Source organism: Ferrimonas futtsuensis DSM 18154 (assembly GCF_000422645.1).
GTDB classification, from domain to species: domain Bacteria; phylum Pseudomonadota; class Gammaproteobacteria; order Enterobacterales; family Shewanellaceae; genus Ferrimonas; species Ferrimonas futtsuensis.
In genome coordinates, this window is the sequence record NZ_AUGL01000006.1 from 38,434 (window position 1) to 63,566 (window position 25,133).

Annotated in this window: 22 protein-coding genes; 15 read left to right on the top strand and 7 right to left on the bottom strand. The window is 55.1% G+C overall.

The window, feature by feature from the left end; translation table 11 throughout:
* Window positions 1-59: 59 nt before the first annotated feature.
* On the top strand, window positions 60-479 hold the full coding sequence (locus G505_RS0103895) for a hypothetical protein (RefSeq protein ID WP_028108386.1): 420 nt from the start codon (window positions 60-62) through the stop codon (window positions 477-479).
* A 101-nt stretch (window positions 480-580) separates the two neighbouring features.
* On the top strand, window positions 581-1,378 hold the full coding sequence (locus tag G505_RS0103900; protein ID WP_245568328.1) for an MBL fold metallo-hydrolase: 798 nt from the start codon (window positions 581-583) through the stop codon (window positions 1,376-1,378).
* A gap of 69 nt (window positions 1,379-1,447) precedes the next feature.
* On the opposite strand, the gene nrdG is transcribed toward G505_RS0103900, so the two are convergent.
* The 3 genes from nrdG to pepF all read right to left on the bottom strand — a co-directional run bounded on the left by nrdG (window position 1,448) and on the right by pepF (window position 6,482).
* Window positions 1,448-1,945, bottom strand: coding sequence for an anaerobic ribonucleoside-triphosphate reductase-activating protein (gene nrdG / locus G505_RS0103905; protein WP_028108388.1), 498 nt, complete (start codon window positions 1,943-1,945; stop codon window positions 1,448-1,450).
* A gap of 61 nt (window positions 1,946-2,006) precedes the next feature.
* A complete protein-coding gene (gene nrdD / locus G505_RS0103910) occupies window positions 2,007-4,124 on the bottom strand; it encodes an anaerobic ribonucleoside-triphosphate reductase (RefSeq protein WP_035385067.1) in 2,118 nt (705 codons plus the stop codon).
* A gap of 498 nt (window positions 4,125-4,622) precedes the next feature.
* Window positions 4,623-6,482 carry an oligoendopeptidase F gene (gene pepF / locus G505_RS0103915; RefSeq protein ID WP_028108390.1) on the bottom strand — a complete coding sequence of 620 codons (1,860 nt, stop codon included), beginning with the start codon at window positions 6,480-6,482 and terminating at the stop codon, window positions 4,623-4,625.
* Between the two features lie 85 nt (window positions 6,483-6,567).
* Between pepF and G505_RS0103920 the strand changes: the two genes are divergently transcribed.
* The 6 genes from G505_RS0103920 (at window position 6,568) to G505_RS20525 (ending at window position 11,984) form a co-directional block, all read left to right on the top strand.
* Window positions 6,568-7,824, top strand: a complete 1,257-nt coding sequence (locus G505_RS0103920; RefSeq protein WP_028108391.1) for an integrase family protein — start codon at window positions 6,568-6,570, stop codon at window positions 7,822-7,824.
* 557 nt (window positions 7,825-8,381) lie between these two features.
* Window positions 8,382-8,657: a polyhydroxyalkanoic acid system family protein gene (locus G505_RS0103925; protein ID WP_028108392.1), complete on the top strand. Its 276-nt coding sequence runs from the start codon at window positions 8,382-8,384 to the stop codon at window positions 8,655-8,657.
* Between the two features lie 108 nt (window positions 8,658-8,765).
* Entirely contained in the window at window positions 8,766-9,254 is a 489-nt protein-coding gene (locus G505_RS20520) for a phasin family protein (protein ID WP_035385068.1), read from the top strand.
* A gap of 23 nt (window positions 9,255-9,277) precedes the next feature.
* A complete protein-coding gene (locus G505_RS0103935; protein ID WP_211219929.1) occupies window positions 9,278-9,628 on the top strand; it encodes a phasin family protein in 351 nt (116 codons plus the stop codon).
* A gap of 16 nt (window positions 9,629-9,644) precedes the next feature.
* Window positions 9,645-11,042 (top strand): wax ester/triacylglycerol synthase domain-containing protein, encoded by a 1,398-nt coding sequence (locus G505_RS0103940; protein WP_028108394.1) that lies wholly within the window; start codon window positions 9,645-9,647, stop codon window positions 11,040-11,042.
* Between the two features lie 9 nt (window positions 11,043-11,051).
* Window positions 11,052-11,984, top strand: coding sequence for an alpha/beta hydrolase (locus G505_RS20525; protein WP_051215875.1), 933 nt, complete (start codon window positions 11,052-11,054; stop codon window positions 11,982-11,984).
* Here G505_RS20525 and G505_RS22310 read toward each other — a convergent pair.
* Genes G505_RS22310 through G505_RS0103960 form a run of 3 tightly spaced genes read right to left on the bottom strand, consistent with a single transcriptional unit; the run spans window position 11,935 to window position 15,009 of the window.
* Window positions 11,935-12,522 (bottom strand): TetR/AcrR family transcriptional regulator, encoded by a 588-nt coding sequence (locus G505_RS22310; RefSeq protein ID WP_051215876.1) that lies wholly within the window; start codon window positions 12,520-12,522, stop codon window positions 11,935-11,937. The genes G505_RS20525 and G505_RS22310 overlap by 50 nt on opposite strands.
* Window position 12,523: 1 nt before the next feature.
* On the bottom strand, window positions 12,524-13,021 hold the full coding sequence (locus tag G505_RS0103955) for a DUF2505 domain-containing protein (protein WP_028108395.1): 498 nt from the start codon (window positions 13,019-13,021) through the stop codon (window positions 12,524-12,526).
* 8 nt (window positions 13,022-13,029) lie between these two features.
* Window positions 13,030-15,009 (bottom strand): SDR family oxidoreductase, encoded by a 1,980-nt coding sequence (locus G505_RS0103960; protein WP_028108396.1) that lies wholly within the window; start codon window positions 15,007-15,009, stop codon window positions 13,030-13,032.
* 282 nt (window positions 15,010-15,291) lie between these two features.
* Between G505_RS0103960 and folD the strand changes: the two genes are divergently transcribed.
* From folD to G505_RS0103990, 5 genes are all read left to right on the top strand, one after another.
* Window positions 15,292-16,164, top strand: coding sequence for a bifunctional methylenetetrahydrofolate dehydrogenase/methenyltetrahydrofolate cyclohydrolase FolD (gene folD, locus G505_RS0103965; protein ID WP_028108397.1), 873 nt, complete (start codon window positions 15,292-15,294; stop codon window positions 16,162-16,164).
* A 94-nt stretch (window positions 16,165-16,258) separates the two neighbouring features.
* Window positions 16,259-16,567, top strand: a complete 309-nt coding sequence (locus tag G505_RS0103970) for a hypothetical protein (RefSeq protein ID WP_028108398.1) — start codon at window positions 16,259-16,261, stop codon at window positions 16,565-16,567.
* 2 nt (window positions 16,568-16,569) lie between these two features.
* The gene (locus G505_RS0103975; protein ID WP_028108399.1) at window positions 16,570-17,427 is read left to right on the top strand and encodes a patatin-like phospholipase family protein; all 858 of its coding nucleotides are present in this window, start codon (window positions 16,570-16,572) and stop codon (window positions 17,425-17,427) included.
* The gene (locus tag G505_RS20535; RefSeq protein WP_211219931.1) at window positions 17,424-18,299 is read left to right on the top strand and encodes a fructosamine kinase family protein; all 876 of its coding nucleotides are present in this window, start codon (window positions 17,424-17,426) and stop codon (window positions 18,297-18,299) included. The genes G505_RS0103975 and G505_RS20535 overlap by 4 nt, the downstream gene beginning before the upstream one ends.
* 821 nt (window positions 18,300-19,120) lie before the next feature.
* On the top strand, window positions 19,121-20,932 hold the full coding sequence (locus tag G505_RS0103990; RefSeq protein WP_157509015.1) for a hypothetical protein: 1,812 nt from the start codon (window positions 19,121-19,123) through the stop codon (window positions 20,930-20,932).
* Between the two features lie 104 nt (window positions 20,933-21,036).
* Here the strand turns inward: G505_RS0103990 and G505_RS0103995 are convergent, their stop codons facing one another.
* Complete coding sequence (locus tag G505_RS0103995; RefSeq protein WP_028108401.1) at window positions 21,037-21,726, bottom strand: TetR/AcrR family transcriptional regulator; 690 nt, start codon at window positions 21,724-21,726, stop codon at window positions 21,037-21,039.
* 426 nt (window positions 21,727-22,152) lie between these two features.
* Here G505_RS0103995 and G505_RS0104000 point away from each other — a divergent pair, with 426 nt between their 5' ends.
* Together G505_RS0104000 and G505_RS22970 are read left to right on the top strand one after the other, a co-directional pair.
* Window positions 22,153-22,737: a helix-turn-helix transcriptional regulator gene (locus G505_RS0104000; protein WP_028108402.1), complete on the top strand. Its 585-nt coding sequence runs from the start codon at window positions 22,153-22,155 to the stop codon at window positions 22,735-22,737.
* Between the two features lie 100 nt (window positions 22,738-22,837).
* Window positions 22,838-25,021 carry a hypothetical protein gene (locus G505_RS22970; protein WP_157509016.1) on the top strand — a complete coding sequence of 728 codons (2,184 nt, stop codon included), beginning with the start codon at window positions 22,838-22,840 and terminating at the stop codon, window positions 25,019-25,021.
* The last annotated feature ends 112 nt before the right edge of the window (window positions 25,022-25,133 follow it).

Sequence of the window (25,133 nt, forward strand, 5' to 3'; positions counted from 1 at the left end):
TTCGGGTGACGCCCTCTAAAGGTTGAGCTTATGTACCCTTAGTTTAAGGGAAGGTATTGATGAACTGGCTGAAACGCACTTGCTTTGGGGCTGCACTGGGGTTGTTCCTGTTTCCATTTCTGGCGATGGTGTTTGAGTTTCCTCTGATGTTCCAGGTGTATAACGAGGGGCATCATCTCCACAGTGCCAGTAATGAGCTCAGGCAGTTTGTGCTGGCCAATTACTGGCTTCCCGCCTGCTGGCTGGCTTCCGGTTTGTTGTTGATTGGCACCGGCATGGAGCGGCGGACCCTGACCTTGGCGTTTGGCGCAGGCCTGCTGTTGCTGTTCCCCCTGATTCATTACGGTATTGCTCGCCTGAGTGCCTTGCTGCTGAGCAGCTGTGATGATTGTCAGGTGTTTGGTGCGCCTGAACTGGTGGTGAATCTCCTCATCGTGACGTTTGGCGCCCTGGCACTGCAACGCTGGCGTCGTCGCTGACGGAGTCGTTTATCTCCTTGTCTGGCCCCAGGCCCTCTGTTAGCTTGAAAGGTCAGTAAAGCGACAGGGAGCGGTGAGACGCGATGCCAGTCAGGGAAAGAATGGCTCATGAAGGGGTTGAGGGGGTCCGGGTAGGGCGCTTCAATCAGGGGATCAACACCACCTTCATCCTCTATCGCATCGGTGACACCCAAATAGATACCGGACCGCCAAACCAGTGGTCCACCATTCGTCGTCTTCTCGATGCTCACCCCCCCAAGCGGCTGCTGCTGACTCACCATCATGAGGATCATGCGGGCAATGCGGCTCGCATTGCCACTCGCTATCATCTTACTCCCCTGGCTCCGGACCTGGGGCGGGCCAAGCTGGCCCGAGGTTATCGTATTCCCCCCATTCAGAGGATGATCTGGGGCAGTCCCCAACCCGTGGACACCTTGCCGTTACCGGAGCAGTTGCCCATGGCCGAAGGCGGAAGCCTGCGCGCGGTTCATACTCCTGGGCATGCCAAGGACCTTACCTGCTTTCACTGGCCGGAGCGTGGCTACCTGTTCTCCGGGGATCTCTATCTGTCCAAATCCATTCGCTACCTGAGGGCGGATGAGAACCTGCTGCAGCTGATGCAGAGCATCGACAAGGTACTGGCGTTGCAGTTTGATGTGCTCTTCTGTCCTCACCGGGGCATAGTGCCCCAGGGCCACCTTGCTCTGAGGGAGAAGCTGGATAATCTGCGTGCTTTGTGCGACAAGGCTAGAGCGTTGCATGGGCAGGGGATAGAGTCAGAGGAGATCATCAACCGGCTGTTAGGGCCGGAGGATTGGCTCTCCAGGCTCAGTGGTTACAACATCAGCAAGGGCAATTTGATCAGGCAGGCGGTGGAGATAGACACGGATCAGGTTTAGCGTGTAATGCCGGCCAGACGGCCGGAATAAACAAAGGGGCCTGTGGCCCCTTTTGTCGTCGCGGTTCGATTAGGCCACGGCAGGCACACTCTCCTGGGCCCTTTGGGAGAGACGGTGGACCACCTGATTGCTGCTGCCTCGCCACAACAGCGAGGGATCCGCCAGATCCTGTTCGAAGCGGCCATCGATCAGCACATCCAGGTGGGCCAGCAGGGCCTGCTGGGTCTCATCCAACTCATCCAGGCGGTACCCTGTCCAGCACCAGATGTCCTTGTCCGGGCAACGCTCTTTGACCCGGGTCACCAGTTCGAGAATGGCAGGCACATTGGCGGGATGCAAAGGGTCGCCGCCGGACAGGCTCAGGCCACGACGCTTGATGCGGGTGTCACTCAGGTCCTGGATGATCTGTTCCATCATCTCTTCGGTGAAAGGGTGGCCAGAGTCCAGTCGTTGGGTGCTCTGGTTGTAACAGCCTTTGCACTGATGGACGCAACCCGCCACAAACAGGGTACAGCGAGTGCCCAGTCCATTGACCACATCCACCGGGTAATAGTTGTGATAGTTCATTGATGCGTCCTCCATCAAAAAGGGCAGGGACCAGCCCCGCCCTTTATTGTGTACTCAAATGCTACAGGTGCTTAACCCTGCGTTTAACCTCTTCCTGCTTTCCTTCGTTGAAGGGGCGGGCGTCGGGGCTGCCCAGGTAACCACACACACGGCGGGTCACGGACACCTTGGACGGATCATGGTTGCCACACTTGGGGCAGGTAAAGCCCTTGGAGGTGCAGTCGAACTCACCGGTGTAGCCGCACTCGTAGCACTCATCGATGGGAGTATTGGTGCCGTAGTAGGGCACATGCTGGTAGGCGTAGTCCCATACATCTTCCAACGCCTCGACGTTCTTCTGCATGTTGGGGTACTCGCCGTAGCAGATGAAGCCACCGTTGGCGATCTTCGGATAGGGCTTCTCGAAGTCGATCTTATCGTAAGGATTCACCTTCTTCTCCACATCCAGGTGGAAGCTGTTGGTGTAGTAGCCCTTGTCGGTGACGCCGTCGACAACGCCGAACTGGCGCTGATCAATTTTGCAGAAACGGGTACACAGGTTTTCGCTTGGGGTGGAGTAGAGGCTGAAGCCATAACCGGTTTGTGCCTTCCAGGCGTCGGTGGCGGCGCGCAGACGCTCTACGATGGTCAGGGCCTTAGCTCGCATCTCCTCGGAGTCAAACACGTGGCCAGAGGCGCCGTACAGGGCGTTGACCGTCTCGTGCAGGCCGATGTAGCCCAGGGAGATGGATGCACGACCATTTTTGAAGATCTCGCTGATGTCGTCGTCCGGCTTCAGACGCACGCCACAGGCGCCCTCCATGTACAGGATGGGGGCCACCCGCGCCTTCACCCCTTCCAGGCGGTCGATGCGGGTCATCAGGGCTTTCTTGGCCAGGGCCAGGCGGTTGTCCAGCAGTTCGAAGAACAGGTTCTCGTTGCCCTTGGCCTCGATGGCGATGCGGGGCAGGTTCAGGCTGACTACGCCGAGGTTGTTGCGGCCTTCGTGCACCAACTGGCCATCCTGCTCGTAGGCGGACAGGAAGCTGCGGCAGCCCATGGGGGTCTTGAAGGAGCCGGTCACTTCGACCACACGGTCGTAGTTGAGGATGTCCGGGTACATCCGCTTGGTGGAGCACTCCAGCGCCAGCTTCTTGATGTCGTAGTTGGCGTCGCCCTCTTTGTGGTTCAGTCCATCGCGGATGGCGAACACCAGCTTGGGGAACACCGGAGTCTTGTGGTTCTTGCCCAGACCCACCATGCGTACCTTGAGGATGGATTGCTGGATGAGGCGACTCTGCCAGCTGGTGCCCAGGCCAAAGCCGAAGGTGACAAAGGGGGTCTGGCCATTGGCGGTGTGCAGGGTGTTGACCTCGTATTCCAGGCTCTGGAAGGCGTCGTAGCACTCCTTCTCGGTGCGCGCCATGGCGTAGGCTTCCACGTCGGACACCTGCCACTCTTTGCCCACTTCCAGGTGCTTCTCATAGCTCTTGGTGACGTAGGGCTCCAGCACCTCATCGATGCGGTTGATGGTGGTACCGCCATAGATGTGGCTGGCCACCTGGGCAATGATCTGGGCAGTGACCGCGGTGGCGGTGGAAATGGACTTGGGCACGTCGATCTCGGCGTTGCCCATCTTGAAGCCGCCGGTCAGCATCCCCTCCAGATCGATCAACATGCAGTTGAACATCGGGAAGAAGGGGGCGTAGTCCAGATCGTGGTAGTGGATCTCGCCGCACTCGTGGGCCTTGACCACTTCCCGGGGCAGGATGTGGCGGGTGGCGTAGTGCTTGGCAACGATGCCGGCCAGCAGATCCCGTTGAGTGGGGATCACCTTGGAGTCCTTGTTGGCGTTCTCGTGGAGCAGAGCCGCGTTGCTCTGATCCACCAGGCCACGGATCTCACGGTTCAGACGGCTGTTGGATTCGCGGGCGATATCGCGGTCGTGGCGATATTCGATGTAGGCACGGGCCACCGCTTTGTAGGGGCCTGCCATCAGATGGTTTTCCACCATCTGCTGGATCTCGTCGATGTTGACGTTGCCAGACTCAGCCAGTTCCTGCTCAATGGTGTCCGAGACGCGTTGAGCATAATCATCATCCTTGACGTCGGCTGCCATGGCGGCCCGTGCGATAGCGTCGCGAATCCTTGCGCTATCAAAGGGCACCTGACAACCGTCTCTCTTAATCACAACTGGCATGAGAAAAAATCCTTAAGAATGTAGGAATAGGCCTTGACAAGCACTACATCTTGTTGCCCTGTCTTAAATATGGCCCATATGTGGGGGTACGACGCATATTAAGCGCCAATTTTCCGTCGGATAAATTGATCGCGATCAAGAAGATCACTACCCAAAATTCGAATGAAGTTACCGTTAAGTGGTTCCATGGTTTCGATCAGGTTTTAACAAAGTAATCAATATGTATCGTTAATGATCCTTTGATGTGATCGCTGAACAGAGAGTCAGCGGTTGTCGATGCAAAAATGAAGGGGGAGGAGTGTGACGGAAACTGTGTTCGTCATACTTGGCCCTGTGGATGGTTTCACAGCTTGTGGAAAACCCGCTCCGCCCCTTGGTTGCCCTGCCTTAGAGCTGTGGTTAGATCCTTGTTAAATTCCCGATCAAAAAAAGCCGACTCTGATAACAAAAAAAGGGAGCGTTTGCTCCCTTTTTGCTCAGTGCGAAATGACTCAGTTGTTACAGCTTTTCGCTGCGATCGAGAATGGTTTCCATCTCGTCCATCAGGCGGTTCATCCGGTTGAAAATCGCCTCATAGGGCTGGGCGCTGGCCAGATCGACACCGGCGGTTTTCACCAGGTCATAAGGGTAATCACTGCCACCGGACTTCAACAGATTCAGGTAGCGATCGTAGGCCGCCTTATCACCACTGAGTACTTCATCGGCGAAAGCCGCAGAGGCTGCGATGGAGGTGGCGTACTGATACACGTAGAAGTTGTAGTAGAAGTGGGGCACATAGGCCCACTCGATGCCGTAGGCGTCATCGATGGTCATCACACCCTTGTCGTGGCCGTGGTAGCGACGCAGCAGGTCCAGGAAGATCTCTGAGGCGCGGGTGTCGCTCAGGGGCTGACCCTTCTCGACCTCTTCGTGGATGGCACGCTCAAACTCCGCAAACATGGTCTGACGGAAGAAGGTCTGACGGAACTTCTCCAGGGTCTGGCCCAGGTAATAGAGACGCTCATTGTCGTCTGCGGCATTCTTCAGCGCGTAGTCGGTCAGCAGGTGCTCCTGGAAGGTGGAGGCGATCTCTGCGGTAAAGGTGGCGTAGCCGGCGGTGGCGTAGGGCTGATTGGCGTTGGCGTACACAGAGTGAGTGGCGTGGCCCCACTCGTGGGTCAGGGTAGACACCGAGGTGTAGTCATCGTTGTAGTTCATCAGCACGTAGGGGTGTACATCGTAGGCGCTGCCACTCATGTAGGCACCGGAGCGCTTACCCAGCTTGGGGTAGGTATCCATCCAGCGCTGATCCAGGCCGGTTCGAATCTTGTTGACGTAGTTGTCGCCCATGGGCTCCAGAGACGCCAGCATCATCTCGATGCCGCGTTCGATGGGATAATCACCGGTGGCTTTGACCACGGCCGGGTAGATGTCAAAATAGCCCTGGTCGTCCAATTTCAGCATACGGGAGCGTAACTTAAGGTAGCGCTGCAGGGTGTCCAGGTTGGCGTTGGTGGTGTCCACCAGGGCGCTGTACACCTCAACCGGAATGTTGTCTTCGCTCAGGGCGGCTTCCAGAGCGGAGTCGTGGTTGCGGCTGCGGGCGTTGAACACGTCGGCTTTGACGTTGGCGTCCAGCAGAGAGGCGATGGTGCGACGGTACTTGGACAAGGTGCCGAAGAAGTTGTCGAACGCCTTCTTGCGCACGTCGCGATCCGGGTGGCTGCGGAATCGGGCATAGGTGGCCTGGTTCAGGGTCACCAGCTCGCCATCGAGCTCCACTTCTGGCCAGGGCAGTTCGGCATTGGTGAAGGTGGCGTAGCTGGAGTAGGGGGCGCTGGTGACGGTGCCAGCGGCGGCCAGGATCTTCTCGGCGGCCGGTGCCAGGGTGTGGGCCTTGCCGCGCAGAATATTTTCCAGCGGGAAGCGGTAGCCTGCCAGACGAGGCTCAGACTTCACCATGGCCATCACTTTGTCTTCGCCCAGGCCGATCAACTCAGGGTTGATGAAGGAGGAACCCTGGTTGAAACGGTTGGCCAGCATGGCGATGGATTGACGCTTGGCACCGTTGTCGGAGTTGCGCAGATCGGTGTCTGCATTCAGGTTGGCGTACACATACAGCTGGGACAGAGTCTTGGACAGGCCGAAGTAGAGGTCCATGGCATCTGCCAGGGTCGCGGCGGATTGGCCCAACTTACCCTGATAGGCAGAGAGTTGGTCCAATTGTTTCTCCAGGCTGGTTTTTTGACCCTGCCACTGTTGCCAATCGGCATAGAGTGGGGTCAGATCCCAGTTCTGTTGAGACTCCTCGGCCACCAGGGCCGGTGAAAGGGTGGCGCCGGCAAACAGGGCCAGGCCAATCAGTGACTGCTTAAACATTGTAAGTCCATATAATCGTTATGGTTAAAGACAACAGCAGCTTAGCAACTGTGACGCAATGCAGTGAAACAACATTGGTAACAGAATGAAAAAGAGTGACAAGGCGCACCAAAATGACGGTGTGGGCATCAAAATGACACCGAAACAGCAGGTGCTGGCTCTATTGGATCAGTGCTTGGCCACCGGTGTGCGAGGCCGGGTCCAGGCGGTGATCAAGCAGGCGATCGCCGACATCGAAGGCCAGGCAAAGGCATCGGGTTACCAGCATGCGGAAAGTGACATCAATGAAGCGGACTACCCGGGTCTTATCTTCAAGGTGGGACGCCATAAGCGTCGCTGGGTCTACCGTTACACGCCCAAGGGGGCCACAAGCACCCGCCAGCTCACTTTGGGTTATTACCCCCAGATGGACCGTCAGGCAGCCATTGAGGCCTGGCAGCAGCACAGACTGGAACAGCAGGGGGCAGCGCCAACAGAGCAGGGAACCCCTTTGCGGCAGGGAGTCGAGCGGTTCGCTGAGTGGGCCCAGGTCCATCGTCGGCGCAGCAGAGCAGAGGTGCGCCAACTGGAGAGTCTGTTTGCGGGGGAGTGGGCCGATCGCATCGGTGAGTCACTGACCCAGGAGGAGGTCGAGGCTCTGGTGGCCCCCCAACAGCCCGGTGCCAAGCACAGGCTCAGCCTGCTTCGGCTCTTCTTTCGGGTGGCCCGGGGTCTGGAGTCGGACCAGGGATGGATGAGCCCCGGGATGGCCTGCCCGTGTGAAGGTTTCAGCCTGACACGCACCACCGCTTTGAGCCATAAGATCGGCTGGCGAGAGGTTGGCCGATACCACAGAGCGGTGCTGGCGCTGGATGATTCCGAGCCGCTCAAGCCGCTGCTTTTGATGCAGTTGAGTAACCTCATTGGCTTCAAACCCCTGTGCCAGTTGAGTTGGTCTCAGCTGGACCTGGAGCGAGGATTTGCCCGACTTCAAGTCGAGGGTAAGACCCGTTTCCTGATGCTCTCTTCCGACACCCTGGCCTGGCTCAAACGGCGTCATCGCCAGCCGTCAGTGGGCCCCTGGGTATTCAGCTGCCCAACGGACTCAAGCAAGCCCATGCCGGAAAGTTACCCAGTAAAACTAATGGGTGTTCTCAAGGGGCAATGTGGCCTGGACCGGCGATTCACCACCGCGTCCATCAGAGAGTTGGCCAGCCATTGGCTGGAAGAGCAGGGCAGAGAGGTACCCAAGCGCCCCTGGCCATTACTGGAGGAGCGGCCGAATGAGGGGCAGGTTGGCGAGCTTATTGAGGCCTCAAAAATATGGGTCAAAAGGCTACACATCCAGAAGGCAGCCAACTGATCATGGCCGTGAGCGTCGGCTTTTTACTTTTTTCCTGTTTTTACGCCGTGTAACCCATTTTGTAACTCACGGCTCTGTGATGGGTTTGGTATAGTGATTTTGAGGGCGAGCGCCCAGCATAGGCCGGTGGCATCATGATGCGCCTGCTCTTCCCCACCTAAGGTCGCCCCACCGAACTGCTTGCAAATAAACAGGCACCTTTCGCAAAAGGCCCTTTCAATCCCGGCGAAAATCTTCGGGGTTGCATCCCCACCCAGCCGATTTGCCAGCCTTTGTTGGTCGGCTTGCAGCCAACGGGGTTGCCGCCACTTTGTCCTGATTGGCGGTGCCACCGGACAGGGATCATGACACTCTGAGTGCGGCGCTCAGCCAAATCAATACTCAGTATTGATTAGTATTACTTATTCGATGTTTGTGGATATTAGCGGGTTGGTCATGGGGGCAGAGTGGCACGCGGATGACATCTTTGTGGAAAAATTGCTCTGGTCTGGTACCTTAAACCGTACAGGAGTAGAGGGGCGACAGACCCCTTCATTTGCATCAGGGAGAACGGGCCGATGACTGCCATCTATATTCAGCGTAACCATACTCTGGGACACCAGGGCATTCGTGACCTCAGTGAGCAGGTCGCGCAGAACCTGGCCAACGACTATCAGGTGACCTGGCAGTGGCAGGGAGAGCACCTGACGTTTCGACGCAGCGGTGCCAAAGGTGTGCTGGTCCCCGAACCTCATCAGGTCACCATAGAGATGAAACTGGGCCTGATGCTTATCCCCTTCGCCCCGGTCATTCGACAGGGCATCGAGTCGCAGCTGGACACCCTGCTTATCTGACGCAAGATTGACCAACCTCAAGTTTTCCCTGTCGTTTAGAATGTCCCTTCTAAAGATTCGCCGTACTCTGACCATGACAAAAGAAAACTTTCCCGTCATGGAGGCAACATGTTGAAGCGACTATTTGGATCTAAGAATGCCGATGCGGACACCCAAGAGGCACTGTATCGGAAAATCTGGCTGGCAGGACTGGGCGCCTACTCTAAGGGTGCCGAAGAGATCAGCCAACTGTCTGAGCGTGGTCTGGGCCTGTTCGATGAGCTTCTTGAGCGGGGTAAAGAGCTTGAGTCCTCAACCGTAGAGCGTGTGTCCGAAGCATCCAGCCAGACCAAGGATGCCTTCGAGGCGCAGCTGCACAACCAGGTTCAGAAGGTCACCGGCCTGGAGGCCGAGCAGCTGGAAGAGCTGGAGACCAAGATTGATCGTCTGACTGCACTGGTCGACAAGATGGCCGAGGAGAAAGCCGCTGCCAAGGTAGCGCCTAAAGCCACCGCGACCCCAAAGGCACCGCCTAAGGCCGCCGCCAAGCCAGCAGCCAAAGCCGCCGCCAAGCCTGCAGCCAAGACCCCTCGCCGTACCACCACTAAACCCGCCTAGAGCCGCGGTGTAAGGAGCACATGATGAGCAACGAAGTTAAGGGAATGCCACCCGTAGAAGGCGTTGATAACGAGCAACTGGCTCGAAACATCTGGCTCGCCGGCCTGGGTGTTTACAGCCGCAGCATCGAAGAAGCGAAGGAACTGGAAGGCAAATCCGGTGACCTGTTCGAGAAGCTGGTTGAGCGCGGTCGTGAAGTGGAAGCCAACACCCGAGCCCGGGTAGAGGACAACTTGGATCGTGCCAACGAAGAGGTTGAAGCGCGGGTACACAACCTGTTCTATCGCCTCAGCGGCATCCACCCGCGTCAGATTGATGAGCTGAACGCCAAGGTCGACAAACTGGCCGAGGCAATCGAGAAACTGGCCAAGTAGGCCTAGGGGAGGGCGCATGACCACTCTGTCCCTGTCTGAGCTGGTGTTCCTGCTTTTTGAAAGCGATTCGACACCATTGCATGTATCAGGGCTGATGATGTTGCGCCCTCCGCAAGACGTCCAAGACTTTGGTTTGCGCCTCCACCGGCAGCTGGTACGCTGCGGTCCGGTGGTGGCGCCTTTCGATCAGGTGATTCACTGCTCCTCCTCGCGGGTGCCAAAGTGGCAGCCCGCGGACGAAGTGGATCTCTCCTATCATGTCCGTCTCGCCAAACTGCCCAAGCCGGGCGATGCCGACCAGCTGATGGAGCTGGTGGCCCGCATCCACAGCTACCGACTCGATCGCAGCCGCCCCTTGTGGGAGTTGTGGGTGATCGACGGCCTGGAAAGTGGCGACATCGCGCTGGTAATGAAATTCCACCATGCCCTCACCGACGGTCTTCGTGCCGCCAGCCTGGTGGCAGACAGTTTTGAACTGTCTGAGCGCCTGGGATACCTGGTGCCGTTCTGGCAGCTGGGCAGTCGCATCGATGAGCAGCCCCCTGAGCTCAGCCAATGGCTGGAGGCGCTGTCTCCCTCTTTTTGGGTGAAGCAGGCAAGGATAGGGCTGGACAGTTTAAAGCTGCTGGGAATGGCCGCAGGGGACAGGTTGTCGCTGACCGCCAGTGGCATTCGTTTGCCTTTCACCGCCCCTCGTACCCCCTTTAACGACATCAGTTCGGACAGGGCCAAACAGGTGATTCTGGCCAAACTGCCCGCCAGCCGCCTGAGTCGTCTGGCTACCTTCACCGGTGCCCGCTTTGACGATGTAGTGCTGACCCTGTGTGATATGGCCCTGCACCGATACCTCAAGGTGCACAACTGGCGCGACAGGGATCCCCTGGTGGCCATGGTGCCCCTCAGAGAGGAGGAGGATGGAGACCGTCTGCACATGATCTCCGTTGGTCTGGTGGAGCTGGGCCGGCCCGGACTGACCCCCATGCAGAGATTGAAAGCCATAGGCCGGACCCATCGCCGCATCAAAGAGCAGACCCGGCGAACCAGCGCCAAGGCCTATAACCGCTACTCTTCGGTGGTCAATGCCCTGGCCTTGGTGGCGGCACGTTACGACAACAAGCAGTGGCTGCCGCCGGCGGCCAATATGCTGATCTCCGAAGTGGAGGCCGCCGACCATCCACTGTCCCTGCTGGGGGCCAAACTGACCGCCAGTTACCCTCTGTCTCTGCTGATGCCGGGCCAGACCCTCAACATGACCCTGATGCACTACGACGGTGAGCTGCACTTTGGCCTGGTGTGTTGCCGTCACTCCCTGCCCGGTATCGAGTCTTTTGACCGTTACCTCGAGGAGGGATTGGAAGAGCTTGAGTCTTCGGTGATTTCTCACATATCATCAAGACTCGTTCCCGCAACCTAAGGAAACTGGATGTCCAGCTGGCGTGCTAAGGCTCTCAATAAGGTCCTCTACCGGGCGATTCGTGGTCGCCTGGAGCGCTGTAATGACATTCTGTCGGTCCGAGGGGTAATCGCGGGACTGGATAAGCTCAACTCCTATATCGGTATTCCCGGTGGCCTGGAGTGGGTCGACGACAGCCTCTCCGGCGTGCCCTGCCAATGGATCGTCAAGGGTCGCCCCGCCGGTGACAGCGTGCTGCTCTACTTCCATGGCGGCGGCTTCTGCTTCCGCTCTCCCCAGGTGCACAGTGCCATGCTCCACTACCTGAGCCGGGAAACCCGCTCTCGGGGCGTCATGGTCAGTTACCGTCTGGCGCCGGAGTTTCCCTTTCCGGCGGCGTTGAACGATTGCTTCACCGCCTACCGCACTTTGCTGGAGCAGGGGGTGCCGCCGGAAAAGATCATCCTCGGTGGTGATTCCGCCGGGGGCAACCTGGCCCTGGCGACCATGGTCAAATGTAAGGACAAGGGTCTGCCCCAGCCGTTGGCGGCGTTGCTGTTCTCCCCGGCGCTGGACCTGACCATGAACAGTCAGTCTGCCTTTGTGATGCGTAACGAAGATCCCTTCTTCGACCTCGGCAGTCTGATGTTGCTGCGAAACTCCTATCTCAATGGTCACACCCCTTGTGATCCGCTGGCGTCCCCCCTGGGGGCGGATCTCAGCGATCTGGCGCCGATCATGGTGCATGCGGGCAGTCTGGAGATTCTGCTGGATGACTCGGTGCGGTTAAAGTCCAAGGTAAGGCGGCAGGGCGGGGTCGCAGACCTGACCATCTGGCCAGGCCTGCCCCACGTGTTTACCCTGTTTCAGCAGTTGCCCGAAGCCAAGGAGGCGATGGAGCGTTGCGGCAGGTTTATTGATCAATGTCGGCAAAATTCAGTTGCCGGGTCAGGTGAGGATTAACCAGAGAGATAAGACGGTGAGCACCGCGCTCCACCGCCTTTTCATCGCTGTCTCCTGAGTCAAAGCAGAGCCAGGAGAGTCCCAACAGGAACAGGTTGTCCGCCAGTTCTTCCCGGTTTTCCCCCTTAAGCTGCAGCAGTGCTTTGTCTTCCAGTGCCGCCAGGCTGTGAGAGGTGAAGCTGTGCAACTGTTTCATCAGCCTCTGAGCCCGGCGGTTGCCGCTGTCAGGGGCGACGGTCTGCAGGTCCAGAAACAGGAAGCGGTAATGCAGGCACACCCGCAGCAGGGAGTGGAGGAACACCCAATACTCAGGCTCACTGATCTCCTCCAGATCCACCCGGGCCAACAGGGTGCTCACCGCCAACTCACACTCTTTGGAGAGCTGGTTGATGATCTCCTCTTTTCCCTTGAAGTGGTAATAGAGGTTTCCCGGGCTGATCTCCAGCTCGGCGGCAATGTCCAGGCTGGTGATGTTGGCCGACCCATGGTGGTTGAACATCGCCAGACTGATGTCGAGAATGCGCTGACGCGTACCCATATCAGGCGGGCTCGGTGGTCAATTGAGTTTGCAGGTAGTGCCACTCGGCGTTGGCCATGCGCTCAATCTCGTCGTGGACGAAGCGGGTCAGCTTGTTGCCGATAAAGGGCAGGGCACTTTTCATCTGCATCTCAACCCGGTTTACGCAGCCAGTGTCGGTGGGTTCGAACACCATGCTGCCGGTGATCTTGATGGGCACGCCCACCAGCTCCACTGACATACTGCAGCGATAGGCGGGTCCCTGGCCCAACTGCCACTGCTCCTCCTGCTTCACCAGGTTCTGTGAACCCAGCAGCCGCTTGAGTACCGCAGGCACGTTACTCGCCACTTCTCGTTTGGTCGCCAGAGTCAGCACGTCATCCTGCTTCAGATGTTGAGGAATTCGCACCTTGTGACACCCGAGGGCCTCATACTTCTCTTCTATCAGCTCCGGCTCGCTGAAATAGCGCAGCAGTTCATCGGTGGAGCAGGCATAGGTGTGGGTGAGTTCCAATTTCATCGTTTCTCCTAAAAGTGAATGCCCCGGAGCATTGCTGCCAGGCCAATCATCTGTTGCTGTTGGCTGTAATTCAGTTTTTCTTCTTGCACCTCTCCGGATTCAGGGAACATCCGATAGAGCATGTTCATCACGATCTCCGCCAGTCGAGGCGACAGAGCGTGCATCACTGCGCCGACCACCCCTAGACGGGTGGCGATGCGCTTGGGCCTGTGCACCACGGCGGTGGCTATCAGATCTGCCGCCTGCCCGGCGCTCAGAGTGGGCACTGCCTGATAAAGCTGGGTAGGCGCGATCATCGGCGTGTCCACCAGCGGCATGTTGATGGTGGTAAACCGTACCCCCAGGTCCGAGTACTCCGCTGCCGCACAGCGGCAGAAGGATTCCAGGGCGGCGTTGGAAGCCACATAGGCGCTGAACCTGGGGGCATTGGTGAGCACACCGATGGAGGAGATGTTGATTACCTGACCCGATTCCGCCTCGGCCATGGCGGGCAGGCAGCCCAGGATCAGCCTCAGGGAACCGAAGTAGTTGATCGCCATGGTGCGTTCATAGTCGTGAATGCGTTCGGTGGAGGCGGCGACAGAGCGACGAATGGAGCGGCCGGCGCAGTTGATCAGCAGGTCCACCCGCTCATGGGCGCCCAGTATCCGTTTCATCAGGGCGTCACTGGCCTGTTCATCGGTGAGATCGCAGCTGAAGGCCAAGGCCTTGCCGCCGAGCTCGCGAACCTCTTTCTCGGTTTTGGCCAGGCGTTCGCTGCTTCTGGCCACCAGCAGCAGCTTCGCGCCATAGGGAGCCAACCTCAGGGCGGTGGCCCGGCCAATGCCAGAACTGGCCCCGGAGATCAGCACCACCTTATTGGTCAGTCGCTCTCGCAGGGTGTCGTCCAGGAACAGGTCCGGATCCAGATTGCGCTCCCAGTAATCCCACAGCGGCACCACATAGCTGGCCAGGTCGGGACAGCTTATTCCTGCTTTTCTCAGCAGCACCTGAGTGGCCTGGGCGTCGAAGCGGGTGGGGTAGTTGAGCAGGCTCAGGGTTTCCTGAGGGATGCCATAGTCACCCAGTATGCGCCGGGCCAGCTTCACCAGGGGCGGGTACTGGCTGGCCAGTTGCAGCCAGGGCTGGGGCAGCAGGCTGGAGAGCTTAAGGTTCAGGCCCAGCGACAGAGTCGGGCCGTGACCCGCCTGGGAGAGTAGGTTCAGCACCTGACCGGCGTTGTAGGGTCGGGGGTCGGTCAGGTGGAAACACTGCATCTCCAACTCTGGCTGGCGGATAAGATAGGCCATGGCGTCGGCCACGTAGTCTACCGGCACGATATTGAGCGGACCGCCTTCGAAGCCCACCAGGGGGAACCAGCTGGGCAGGGCGTTGCGCATCTTCTGCAGCAGTTTGAAGAAGTAGTAGGGGCCCTGAATGTTGTTGGCCTCGCCGGTCTGGCTGTCGCCCACCATGATGCCGGAACGGTAGATACGCCAAGAGATCCCCGGTTGCTGGCGTACCACTTTTTCGCACAGGTGCTTGGAAAGGAAATAGGGGTGAGTCAACTGCTCCGCTTCGGAGAACATCGACTCATCGAAGCAGCCGCGATACAACCCGGCGGCGGCGATGGAACTGAGATGATGGAAGCACCCGGCGTCCAGTGTCTCCGCGCAGGCCAGGGCGGCCTCGGTAGCCTGGACATTGGCCTTGACCACTTCGTTGCCGTCGCGGCGAAAGTCATTGTAGGCGGCCAGGTGGATAAAGTGCTTAATGCGGCCTTTGAGCTCGGCGCGGTCAGCGTCAGACAGGCCCAGGGCAGGGTCCTTGAGGCTGCCGGCAATAGGGTGAATCTGGTCGGTGGCATCGAGCTCTTTGGCCAGTTCCTCGAGACGAGTCTGTCCCGCCTGATCCCGGACCAGGCAGTAGAGGGTGTCGCCACCGCTGAGCAATCGACGGATCAGCTGCCGTCCCAGCAAGCCGGTGGCTCCGGTTACAAAGTAGCTCATCTGCCGCTCCTTCCTTGTGGCCCGGGAGGCGCTCCTGCGCCCCTGAGATGGGAGGCTAACTTTTCACCTAAGTTACCCCTGAAGGTAATTAAGTAGTTGACCCAAATCAATATCTTTCCAGGTATTCCCTCATAAAGGATGGGAATCCTTGTTTCTCTTAATGAAATACCCAACCCTCAAAATGACCAGAAAAGCAGCGGTCGCAACCACCCCTATGGAGCAGGGTCAAGGCCATGCTCTAAGATGGGACGTTTTTCCCAATTCCACCCCCCAAGGAGCAGCATGAATCAGCCCAAGCGAATCGATGGACGGCGCATCGCCGACGACCAGGTGAACCAGGTGGCCCTCAGGGTCCGCGCCCTGACCGACGCCGGTAAGCGTCCCCCTGGACTGGCGGTGGTCATGGTGGGAGACAACCCCGCCAGTGACGTCTATGTGCGCAATAAGATTCGCCGCTGTGAACAGGCGGGGATCCTCAGCGTGGAACACCGCTTGGGCGACCAGACCACAGAAACGGATCTGTTGGGCCTGCTCGATGCGCTGAATCAGGATGAGCAAATTGATGGCATCCTGGTGCAGCTTCCTCTGCCCAAGCACCTGAATGAGGGGCGCATCCTCAAGCAGATTTCTCCGGCAAAGGACGTGGACGGTTTCCATCCGGTCAATGTGGGCCTGCTGGGCATCGGCGACAAGCGTGCCCTGGTGCCCTGCACTCCGGCTGGCTGCGTCATCCTCGCCAAGGAGGAGCTGGGGGATCTCACCGGTAAGCACGTGGTCGTCATTGGTCGCTCCAACATCGTCGGTAAGCCTGCGGCGCAATTGTTCCTGGCCGAGGACTGCAGCGTGACCATAGTCCACTCCCGCAGCAGCAACGGCGCCGAACTGGCCCGTCAGGCCGACATCCTGGTGGTGGCCGTGGGCCGCCCGCAGATGGTGGATGCCAGCTGGGTGAAACCCGGTGCAGTGGTGATCGATGTCGGCATCAACCGCATCACCACCGAAGAGGGCACCCGTCTGGTGGGCGACGTCAATTTCGACCAGGTGGCGCCCATTGTCAGCGCCATCACCCCGGTCCCCGGCGGCGTGGGCCCGATGACCATCGCCGGCCTTTTGAACAACACCCTGACCGCCTACGAAGCCCGAGAACAGCAGTAACCCTGCCACGGCCACAAATGTGAGGCACAGGGGTCAACAGGCCCCGTTGTGTGGGTTAGACTGGTGCAGATGAGTTAAACACAGGAATCGATAGATGGTATTACCTGGATTCGAAGGGCATGAGACCACAGAGTTTGCCCTGATCCGGCTGAGGGTGGCTTTCAAGCTGGAGCCTCAGCATGTGTCCGGGCTGGAACGGCTGCTCGAACAATACATGGACTCGGCAATCTCCGACTCCAACGTGATGTCCAGCCAGTACCTGGACGGTGAGATGCAGCTGGAGCTGAGCTTTTTCGGCGCAGATCAGATCTCGGTGAAGATGGAGTTGGCCAGGCTGCACAAGGTGGTGCAAAGCCTGCTCAGTCCCACTCCGGTGTTTACCGTTACCGTCGACAAGGAGTAGGGATGACGGCGGACAGGGAGCGGTCCTCACAGCATGCGTTAGTCGTCGAAGGCGGTGCCATGCGTGGCATCTTCGCCGCCGGGGTGCTGGACAAGTTCATCGACAGAGAGCATTTCGACTACGATGGCTGTTTCGGTGTCTCCGCCGGCTCTACGGCGTTGGCCGCGTACCTGTCCGGCCAACGGGGCCGTACCCGTCGAATCATCGAGGATTACTCCTGCCGGCCGGAGTTCATCAATCCCTGGCGCTACCTTCGCGGTGGCCATCTGCTTGACCTGGACTGGCTTTGGCCCGTTACCCTGAGCGAGCTGCCCTTTGATTTCGACGCCTTCGAGGCGCGGGGCATTCCCCTCTACATCGGCCTGACCCGGGCCAACGACGCCACACCGCTGCAGCTGAAAGCCAACCGCCATAACCTGGCGATGGCGATGAAAGCCTCCTGCTCATTGCCGCTGGCCTATCGGGACTTTGTCTCCCTCGAGGGGGTGGCTTACACCGATGGCGGGGTTTCCGATTCCATTCCGGTGGAATCCGCCTGGCAGGCGGGCTTTACCGAGATCACCGTGGTGCTTTCCCAGGGCGCCGGTTACCTGAAGTCCGCACCCAGATTCCCGGCTATGACGCGCTGGGCGTTTCGCCGTCATCCCGCATTGGGCCAAGCCATGCTCAAACGCCATCACCATTACAATCGCACTCTCGAGTTCCTCGCGTCCCCGCCACAGGGTTGCACCATCCGTGTGATCCAGCCTCCGCCTGAGTTTCCTGTGGGTCGGCTCACCAAGGATTCTGCGCTGCTCGGTCAGGGATACAAGATGGGCGCCGCAGCCGCAGAGGCCTACCTCGAGGAGCTTGGCCGGTGAGCCTCTCCTGGGCTGCGGTGGAGCGGGGGATGGCCGAGGCCTTAACTGGCCCGGTGTCCCTGTCAAAGCCTCAGCCGGTGTCCGGCGGCGACATCAATCAGGCGTACTCAGTCAGCGACGGCCAGCGCCGCTGGTTTGTGAAGGTGAACCGCCTTAGCCATGGCGCTCTGTTTGAAGAGGAAGCCGAAGGGTTGATGGCCCTGGGCGGTATCGCCCCTCAACCGCTGTGCTGGGGAGAGGCTGAGGGTTGGCAATATCTTATACTGCCCTGGATGGAGCTGGGTCGCCGGGGCGATGAACATGCGCTGGGGCAAGCTCTGGCCCAACTGCATCAGAAAACAGTCAGAGACAACCGCTACGGTTGGCACAGCGACAATCACATCGGCACCACACTGCAGCTCAATGGTTGGCACGACAGTTGGCAGAGCTTCTGGTGGCAACGTCGGTTGGAGCCACAACTGAACTGGGCCATTGATGCGGGCGCTGTAAGACTGCGCCGATGGCTAGAGCCACTGAGAGACGCCAGTGATACCTTGCTGGCGGGCCATCAACCACGACCGTCGCTACTTCATGGCGACCTGTGGCGGGGCAATGCCGGCTTTGATGGGGACCGTCCGGTCATTTTCGACCCTGCCTGCTATAACGGGGACAGGGAAACCGATCTCGCCATGACCCGCCTCTTTGGCGGTTTCTCCCCCTCTTTCTATCAGGGCTATGACAGCACCCTGCCGCCCACGGAGGGCTGGCAACGCCGCGAAGCGCTGTACAACCTCTATCACCAACTCAACCACCTTAACCTCTTTGGCGAGGGTTATCTGGACATGGTGGTATCGGGCTGCAAAGAGGTAGTGGGGCAGGCGGAAGGGATCTGAGTCTGGAAAGGACTCATTGTCATAATTCCCCTATGGCTGGTTTGGCGCCAATTGCGGTCATTCAGTACAATCCTTTTTTGTGGCTTATTACATATATCAAATTTGATATTGAACACATGTACTTTTACATTGAGACATTAAAAACTCCACTCTTGATGTCGTTTTAATACTCACTTTCCCTTTCTTCTTGTAGCGAGCTATGATTTGACAATATAACGATTTCGCATTTGTGGCTAATAGATTGCCGGGCTGGATTTTGCTATATCTGGCATTTCCACCATGTGGCTACATCTATGTGAACAAATGCACATTAGGCCTTTTGAACTGAAAATCTCAACTAACATTGACAGTGGGGACTTTCGCCAAAACTGCCGTGTTCAAAATTATTTTTGCGATCCCGATCTCGCCGCTGAGGCTCGCAGGGTAATGATCATCCTTCTATGGTGATCCTGGGCGTGACCCGTGTCTCATCGCTCTTGTTCTTATGCGAAGTTAGAGTGTGCTGTGATGTTTGTTCAAAAAATAAAAGTGCATGATGATTAAAATAATGATGAATACGAAGGGCGAAAATTCCACTCACCCATTTTTCACATTAATAAAAAGCATGATGGATTGGCTTAATTGCTAATCCAGGGATTTGTAGTATCAAAATTTGGATGATGATTATGAGACCATGTAGACTCGCGCAACTGTGCGCGTCATATCTGTTATTGGCTACGCTGACCGCTTGCGGTGGCTCCGATGGTGATGAATCAACAGCTCCGGAAGTGCCCCCGGTAGAGCCGCCTGTGGGCAGCAAACCTCACCAATCACTGGATATTGTGCAGCCACAAAAGGCCAGTTTCGACGGTGAGATCACCCTCTATCTGGGCAGGTGGTACCCCTGCATGGAGCGTGAATACAAGGGTGACGGTGTCGACATCAGTCAATATTGCACTGGTGATGAGCCCCCGACGCCGATGGGTGAATACGCAGATAACGAGTTTAACCGCAATAAAATCACCCCGGATGATAGCAAGTACATCTTCAAGGTGAAGGCCGATGACATCAAGGCCTATGCGGCACAGCCTGACTCCCCCATTCCCCTTCGCCCCGATGTCTATGCTGAAGGCCATTTCTCGGTGATGGATGTGGTGCTCTACGCTTCTCACATCCGCGACGACCTGGATGTGAAAGCCATCTGGAGTGAGGAACTCGGCACCCATCTGCTCAGCACCGCCTGGGACACCGATGGCGATGGCACCCTGTCTGAAACCGAATTGAATAACCGGAGCACCGACTGGTACCCCTCCTACATCTGGCACGACGGAGAGTTCGATCGCCTCCAAGGCACCCCAAACCTGGAGACAGTCTATGTTCGCGCCGACCTAGGCCTGGCCAAGAGCAAGATGCGCATCCGCATCCAGCCATACAATTCCGCCGTGACCGAGCGTCGTAACATGCAGTTTAAACTGCAAGCGGATCGTAGGCGAGCAAACGGCGATAAAGTCATTGTGCCTTTGGTGTGGGCAATTGATGCCCAGGGCAATGACGTGGTGAAAGTTCAAAACCTGGAAGTGACCGCCCACGACCTTCGCACCGACCTCTTCCAGCCCGGCGTGATCACATCCATGGATGTGTGGCTGTCGCTTCAGGACCAGGGATTGGCCGATGTGCGCTTCACCTATTGGGGCACCATGTCGACGGAAGCGGAAGTTAACAACTACGCGTTGACCTCCGTCAATGGCCTGCGTGCTCAGGGAATGTGGGGCTGGGCTGCGGCAACCGGCGAAATGTTTGCTACCGGCGACTTCTTCCTGGATGATCTTGAGTGGCCTGTTCCGAGCGACCTGATTGCTGCTGACAAAGGTGAAGGTGATCCAAAGCTTAAAGGCAAATGCCAGTGGATGCATGGCGGTCAGGGCCATACCATTGAATCCGCCCAAATCTGTATCGATGAGTGGTATAACAAGTTTGGCGGATTCATGGATCACGACATGCCGGATCAGGAGGTCATGCACTATCCAAAGGGAGTGATTTTTGCTGGCTATCAAAAGTGGATGCCAGGACAATTTGATATTACCGAACGTCATTTCGTCGATGAAGATGGAGACTATGAAAACCAGGTGATCGCCGACATCAATGACGCCATCGCGCCTCTGACCGACGATCACTTTGGTTGGGGAATTGCCGATTGTCGCAACTGTCACGATGATGTGCATAAGGGATCGTTAGGGGTAGAGCAGCCCTATGAGTGTGCGGCTTGTCACGGCAGCAATGGCGCCATGATGGGGCATGGCGAAGTCAGTCGCTGCTTCTGGTGTCATACCGAAGACAATCAGATGGCTCACCACGGTTCGGCATCGGGTTTCATGAAGTTTGGTGACGTTGAGTGCCAGGGTACCAGCCTGACCGGTTTGAACCTCGATGGTATGCAAGAGGGTTCTTGTGCCAATGCAGTGAATACCCTGGACGCAGAGCGCCTTGCTGGTCCTAATGGCGAGTGGGGGGGCATTAAACAGCCCATCCATGACCAGGCGGATAACCTGCAGTATTACGGAGCCGGTGAACGTACGGGTATCAACAGCGACTGGCACAACAGTGAGGACTTCCCTGATCCCTACTCCTGTGTGACCTGCCATCCTAACGAATAATGCAGATACTCTAAATTAACATTAAAAAGGCATACCAAGATTGGTATGCCTTTTTATTATTCTGTATTAAGCAACCTTCTATTAATATAAGTATTGATTTATCATCATAGCAATATTGATGAAGTACGATCTAGGACGGTCTTCATTGCAACATTAATCCTCTTTGGGTCCACGCTATTGTGCTTGTCTTGCCAAACGATCTGATCCAAGGTGACTTCGTACATTCTGATTAAAGTTTCCATCTCATACTCTTTTTTCTCGAAAAAAGGACTGTTTACCACATATACGCTTCCCCGAGATAATGTTAAAAGCATTTTTATAGTCTCATCAATTTGTTTAGGGCTTGCTTTTATGATCCCCAATGATAGTAGCTTGTAGAAATTGAGCTTTCTAAATTTCGTTGCTTTTTCATAAGTGCTTTTTAGTGAATTAACTAAATTGGGGCAAGCTTTCGCAAAAATTCCACCATTTGCAGCCACCATGTCCACCGATGATTTGTCAGGGCGATAAAGCCTAATGAAGTAGGGAAAGCAGTTTCTGCAAATAATCCGTTCCTTCTCTGTTAACTCTATTTTGTTGAACTCTTTGACTGCGTTCAAAGTGACGTCTGTAATTAAGTTAAATGAGTATATTAGGATTTCTTCCTTTGAACTAAAATAACGATACAAAGTTCCAGATGGAATCTTTGACTCTATACTTAAACCATTCATGGTTAATGATTGATACCCGATATCCTTAACTATTTTTAATGCGGCTTTAGCAATGGCGATTTTTTTGTCTTTGACTTTTCTCATCTATGTGACCGACGTCAGAGGCGTTGCTTAATAGCATATGCTAAAAATTCACCCATCGCAATCGACTAAATGATTCGTATGCGTTGTAATCAAAGAAAACCTAGTCATAATGATCTATCGTCCTACGAATGTAATAGAATATTTGAGATTATCTGGCTTTACCTACAACCCAAGTGATGTGGAAAAGTGGGGACACTCCCCATTTCAATTGTTTTGCGCTCTAATCAATCGGCGTTTAAGGTGATCTGGGTCACGCCATTGACCCCTTTGGCTTGTCTTGCATTTCCTTCTGGTGGGCGTGAGCGTGATCTCTGTCACGGACAGTGAGGGCGTTGTGATGGTGGTGCGACATTGTTAAATCGCGCACAGAAGCATATTCATGCTTCAGTCAAAATATACTTAAGACCCGATTTTGAGAGTTGCAACATGTATGGCTCATTAGATTACGTATATTTTGAGGTGGAAAAACCACCTGCTACATTCCTCATAGTGTCTCGAGAGATAGATTTAGACTTGATAGAGCAATCTGACATCAAGTCAATATACGCCAGCGATCAAAGCATGAGAGTGTGCGGTGCAAGATTTTTAATTGGTTTGAGCTCAAAGAGCTCTAAGAAAAAAGAGTTTGCAACGAGCGAAGGCAAACTTTTTTTTCGTGTTTTTACGATATACAACAGAGCCAACGAACAACTCTTGGGTTATTTCGTGTTGCTGGCAAAAGCAACCCATGGTCATTTGTTGCAAAACGTGTGCTCACAAGATGCTTCAGATTTTTTTGAAAATAATGCATGGAAGCAATTTGCTGCAACTCCAAATACGGGAAAGGTGAGTGACAGAACAAAGCAAATAATAAGGATGACTGGGTTTGGATTGAATTCGGCGGAGATTGGAGAAATTTTACATTTGACTACTAGAGGAGTCGACTATCACCTTTCCATAGCAAAGGAAAAGTTAAAGGCTACAAATAAGCCCAACCTTGTTTTGACAGCAAGGAATTTAGGATGGATATAACTTCATCATGGACAAGTTCAAATGATTATTAATTGGTTGTCCAGCGCCTGTGCTGGTCAAATTGTATCAAGCACATTATCATTTTAGAGGTTTAATAATAATGAAATGGAATAATAGCTTAATAGCTACTGCAATTTGTATTGGTTTGTGCAGTTGCTCTTCAGATGACAGCGAACCGTCAGATGTTGAAAATAAAGAGCCTTCAACTCCGGAAATCAGTCAAGAGATGGCAGAGATCTGGAAACACATAGATACTCCCTATCACGAATTCAACGAGACTAAACTAGAAGGTATTGTATTTGGCCACATAGGCTATCAACAAGATCACATCATAGAGTACATCAACAAGGGCGCGCAAACTGCCCATGATACCGGAGATATGAGCGCAGACTTAAATGGAGACGGTTGGATTAACCGATGGGATGCTGCTAAAAAGACAGAAACCGCGCGAAAGGTCGATCCTTCAGCAAATGCTGAGTTAACCGTTGACCCGGGTATTAGTACTCAAACTTTAGCATCTAGCATACATCAGGTATTGGCGACAAACCCTGATGGCTTGGGTGCAGGCACAGCAAGGCCCGACATTTTTGTTGAGGGGCATCTTTCCGTATTTGACTACCTGAGATATTTGGTGGCAACACGCAGCGATCTTCGTTTTGAGGGGGAAGTGATTCGACCTGATGAATCGCCATTTAATACGCATCAATTCAGAATTTCGTGGGATAAAAATGGAGACGGTCTGTTCAACGAAGAAGATAACACTCTATATGAAACCAATTTCAACTCGGATGACTGGCATTATAGCTATGTCCCTTCTTTTGAGCATCTGGTAGGTACTAAGAGCCACAACTATGTTGTGGGTTATACCATGTACAGACGGATGGATGAACACTGGCTGCAAGATGAGATGCAGGCGCGCTTCTATTCGACTGGGCCGGTATTAAAGACCAGAAGAGAGCTAACATGGCAATGGGAGCAAGACTGGCTGGCTAAGAATGAAGGCAAGGTGGTACTCAAATCGTTAAGGCGCTCCTCTTCCGATCACCCGGCTAGTATTGGCTTACCCGATTCCAATGACCCGGTCGATCCCGCGGTTTATGGTAGAAACCTTGAAATACGTGCATTTAATGTCAGAAATGATGTTTATCAGCCGGGGGTGATCACTGGCTTAGATGTCTATCTGTCATTAATGATTGACCATGGCATCGATATGGCATTGGCTTACTGGCCAAGCACAGCCTCCAATGTGAAAGCAGACAGTTTCATTGTACAACGGATATTTGATTATAAGTCTGGGGGGTTCTCAGGAGTTTCAACCCGTTACTTTGTAGCTGAAACACTTGATTTTAGTACCAATCCAAATTGTGCGTTAATGGGAACCAATGGCATGCCATCTACTTTATCTCCTTTCCGAGAAGGAGCTGAAGTCCCTTGGCCAATGGCCGGTGGCTCTATTGATGAATGTCGTCGATTATTTAGTACAAGGCAGGGTAACGGTGGGTTAAATATTAACCATGATATGAGCAACGCCGTGATTAACTACGGTATAGATATTATGGTATTAAATTATTCAACATTGAACACGCCTGACCTGGTTACGGACGAGAATTACCTTGGGTATTTAGGTGATAAGCACATATATCGCTCCGATTATGGCAGTTACGACATTAACACTTCCTGCGGTGAGAAACCGTGTATCCCCGTCACTTTGATCGAGCATAACATTGCAACAGAAGAAGCACCTGTCGGAAATGCGCCAGTTTTAGATAAGGAACACTTTGGTTGGAAAATGGCTGACTGTGCTTTGTGCCATAATGCAGAGAAAAACCCTCTAGGACACGGAGGTCAGTCATGGCCTGTTGACTCTGCTGCCGGTTTCAAGGAGATCCAACCCTATTATTGCGCAACCTGCCACGGTAGCAATGGAGCTCCTAAAAGACACAGCTACGATACATATTGTGTACAGTGCCACAACCCCAATAACACCGACCCAGACAAGTATGGCATAAACCCTAAAAACCATGGTGAGGTAAGTAATTTGTTTTTGCTGGAACCAGAAGATAACCGGGTGAATCAATTTACTGGAACAAACTTTGGCACGGACTCTCGTGGCGAAGCAGACTACACAAAACATATTCCCCATGTAACTGAAAAGGCACCTACCAACCTTAGTGGTGAGATTGAACTATATCCAGCGTTTTGGGTTCCCCATAACAACGGTTACACGCTAAGTAAGTCATTTCCTGATCCTTTCTCTTGTACGACCTGTCACAAGAGTAATTAAGCTCTTCCAAGAAGAGTACAATTGATAAAGCCCTGCAGATAAATTCAGGGCTTTTTTAAAGCATTGTTGCTGTTGATACTTTTGGCAACACTCTATCACTATTTGAGTAATT

Excerpts from the sequence above, each read along its gene's own strand:
- nrdD (WP_035385067.1), bottom strand. The coding sequence starts at position 4,124 with ATGCCAGTTGTGATTAAGAGAGACGGTTGTCAGGTGCCCTTTGATAGC.
- G505_RS0103895 (WP_028108386.1), top strand. The coding sequence starts at position 60 with ATGAACTGGCTGAAACGCACTTGCTTTGGGGCTGCACTGGGGTTGTTC.
- G505_RS0103975 (WP_028108399.1), top strand. The coding sequence starts at position 16,570 with ATGACGGCGGACAGGGAGCGGTCCTCACAGCATGCGTTAGTCGTCGAA.
- G505_RS0103900 (WP_245568328.1), top strand. The coding sequence starts at position 581 with ATGGCTCATGAAGGGGTTGAGGGGGTCCGGGTAGGGCGCTTCAATCAG.
- G505_RS0103920 (WP_028108391.1), top strand. The coding sequence starts at position 6,568 with ATGAAAAAGAGTGACAAGGCGCACCAAAATGACGGTGTGGGCATCAAA.
- G505_RS0104000 (WP_028108402.1), top strand. The coding sequence starts at position 22,153 with ATGTATGGCTCATTAGATTACGTATATTTTGAGGTGGAAAAACCACCT.
- G505_RS0103925 (WP_028108392.1), top strand. The coding sequence starts at position 8,382 with ATGACTGCCATCTATATTCAGCGTAACCATACTCTGGGACACCAGGGC.
- G505_RS0103940 (WP_028108394.1), top strand. The coding sequence starts at position 9,645 with ATGACCACTCTGTCCCTGTCTGAGCTGGTGTTCCTGCTTTTTGAAAGC.
- G505_RS0103995 (WP_028108401.1), bottom strand. The coding sequence starts at position 21,726 with ATGAGAAAAGTCAAAGACAAAAAAATCGCCATTGCTAAAGCCGCATTA.
- G505_RS20520 (WP_035385068.1), top strand. The coding sequence starts at position 8,766 with ATGTTGAAGCGACTATTTGGATCTAAGAATGCCGATGCGGACACCCAA.
- G505_RS22310 (WP_051215876.1), bottom strand. The coding sequence starts at position 12,522 with ATGGGTACGCGTCAGCGCATTCTCGACATCAGTCTGGCGATGTTCAAC.
- G505_RS0103970 (WP_028108398.1), top strand. The coding sequence starts at position 16,259 with ATGGTATTACCTGGATTCGAAGGGCATGAGACCACAGAGTTTGCCCTG.
- G505_RS0103960 (WP_028108396.1), bottom strand. The coding sequence starts at position 15,009 with ATGAGCTACTTTGTAACCGGAGCCACCGGCTTGCTGGGACGGCAGCTG.
- G505_RS0103955 (WP_028108395.1), bottom strand. The coding sequence starts at position 13,021 with ATGAAATTGGAACTCACCCACACCTATGCCTGCTCCACCGATGAACTG.
- folD (WP_028108397.1), top strand. The coding sequence starts at position 15,292 with ATGAATCAGCCCAAGCGAATCGATGGACGGCGCATCGCCGACGACCAG.
- G505_RS0103935 (WP_211219929.1), top strand. The coding sequence starts at position 9,278 with ATGAGCAACGAAGTTAAGGGAATGCCACCCGTAGAAGGCGTTGATAAC.
- pepF (WP_028108390.1), bottom strand. The coding sequence starts at position 6,482 with ATGTTTAAGCAGTCACTGATTGGCCTGGCCCTGTTTGCCGGCGCCACC.
- G505_RS20525 (WP_051215875.1), top strand. The coding sequence starts at position 11,052 with ATGTCCAGCTGGCGTGCTAAGGCTCTCAATAAGGTCCTCTACCGGGCG.
- nrdG (WP_028108388.1), bottom strand. The coding sequence starts at position 1,945 with ATGAACTATCACAACTATTACCCGGTGGATGTGGTCAATGGACTGGGC.
- G505_RS22970 (WP_157509016.1), top strand. The coding sequence starts at position 22,838 with ATGAAATGGAATAATAGCTTAATAGCTACTGCAATTTGTATTGGTTTG.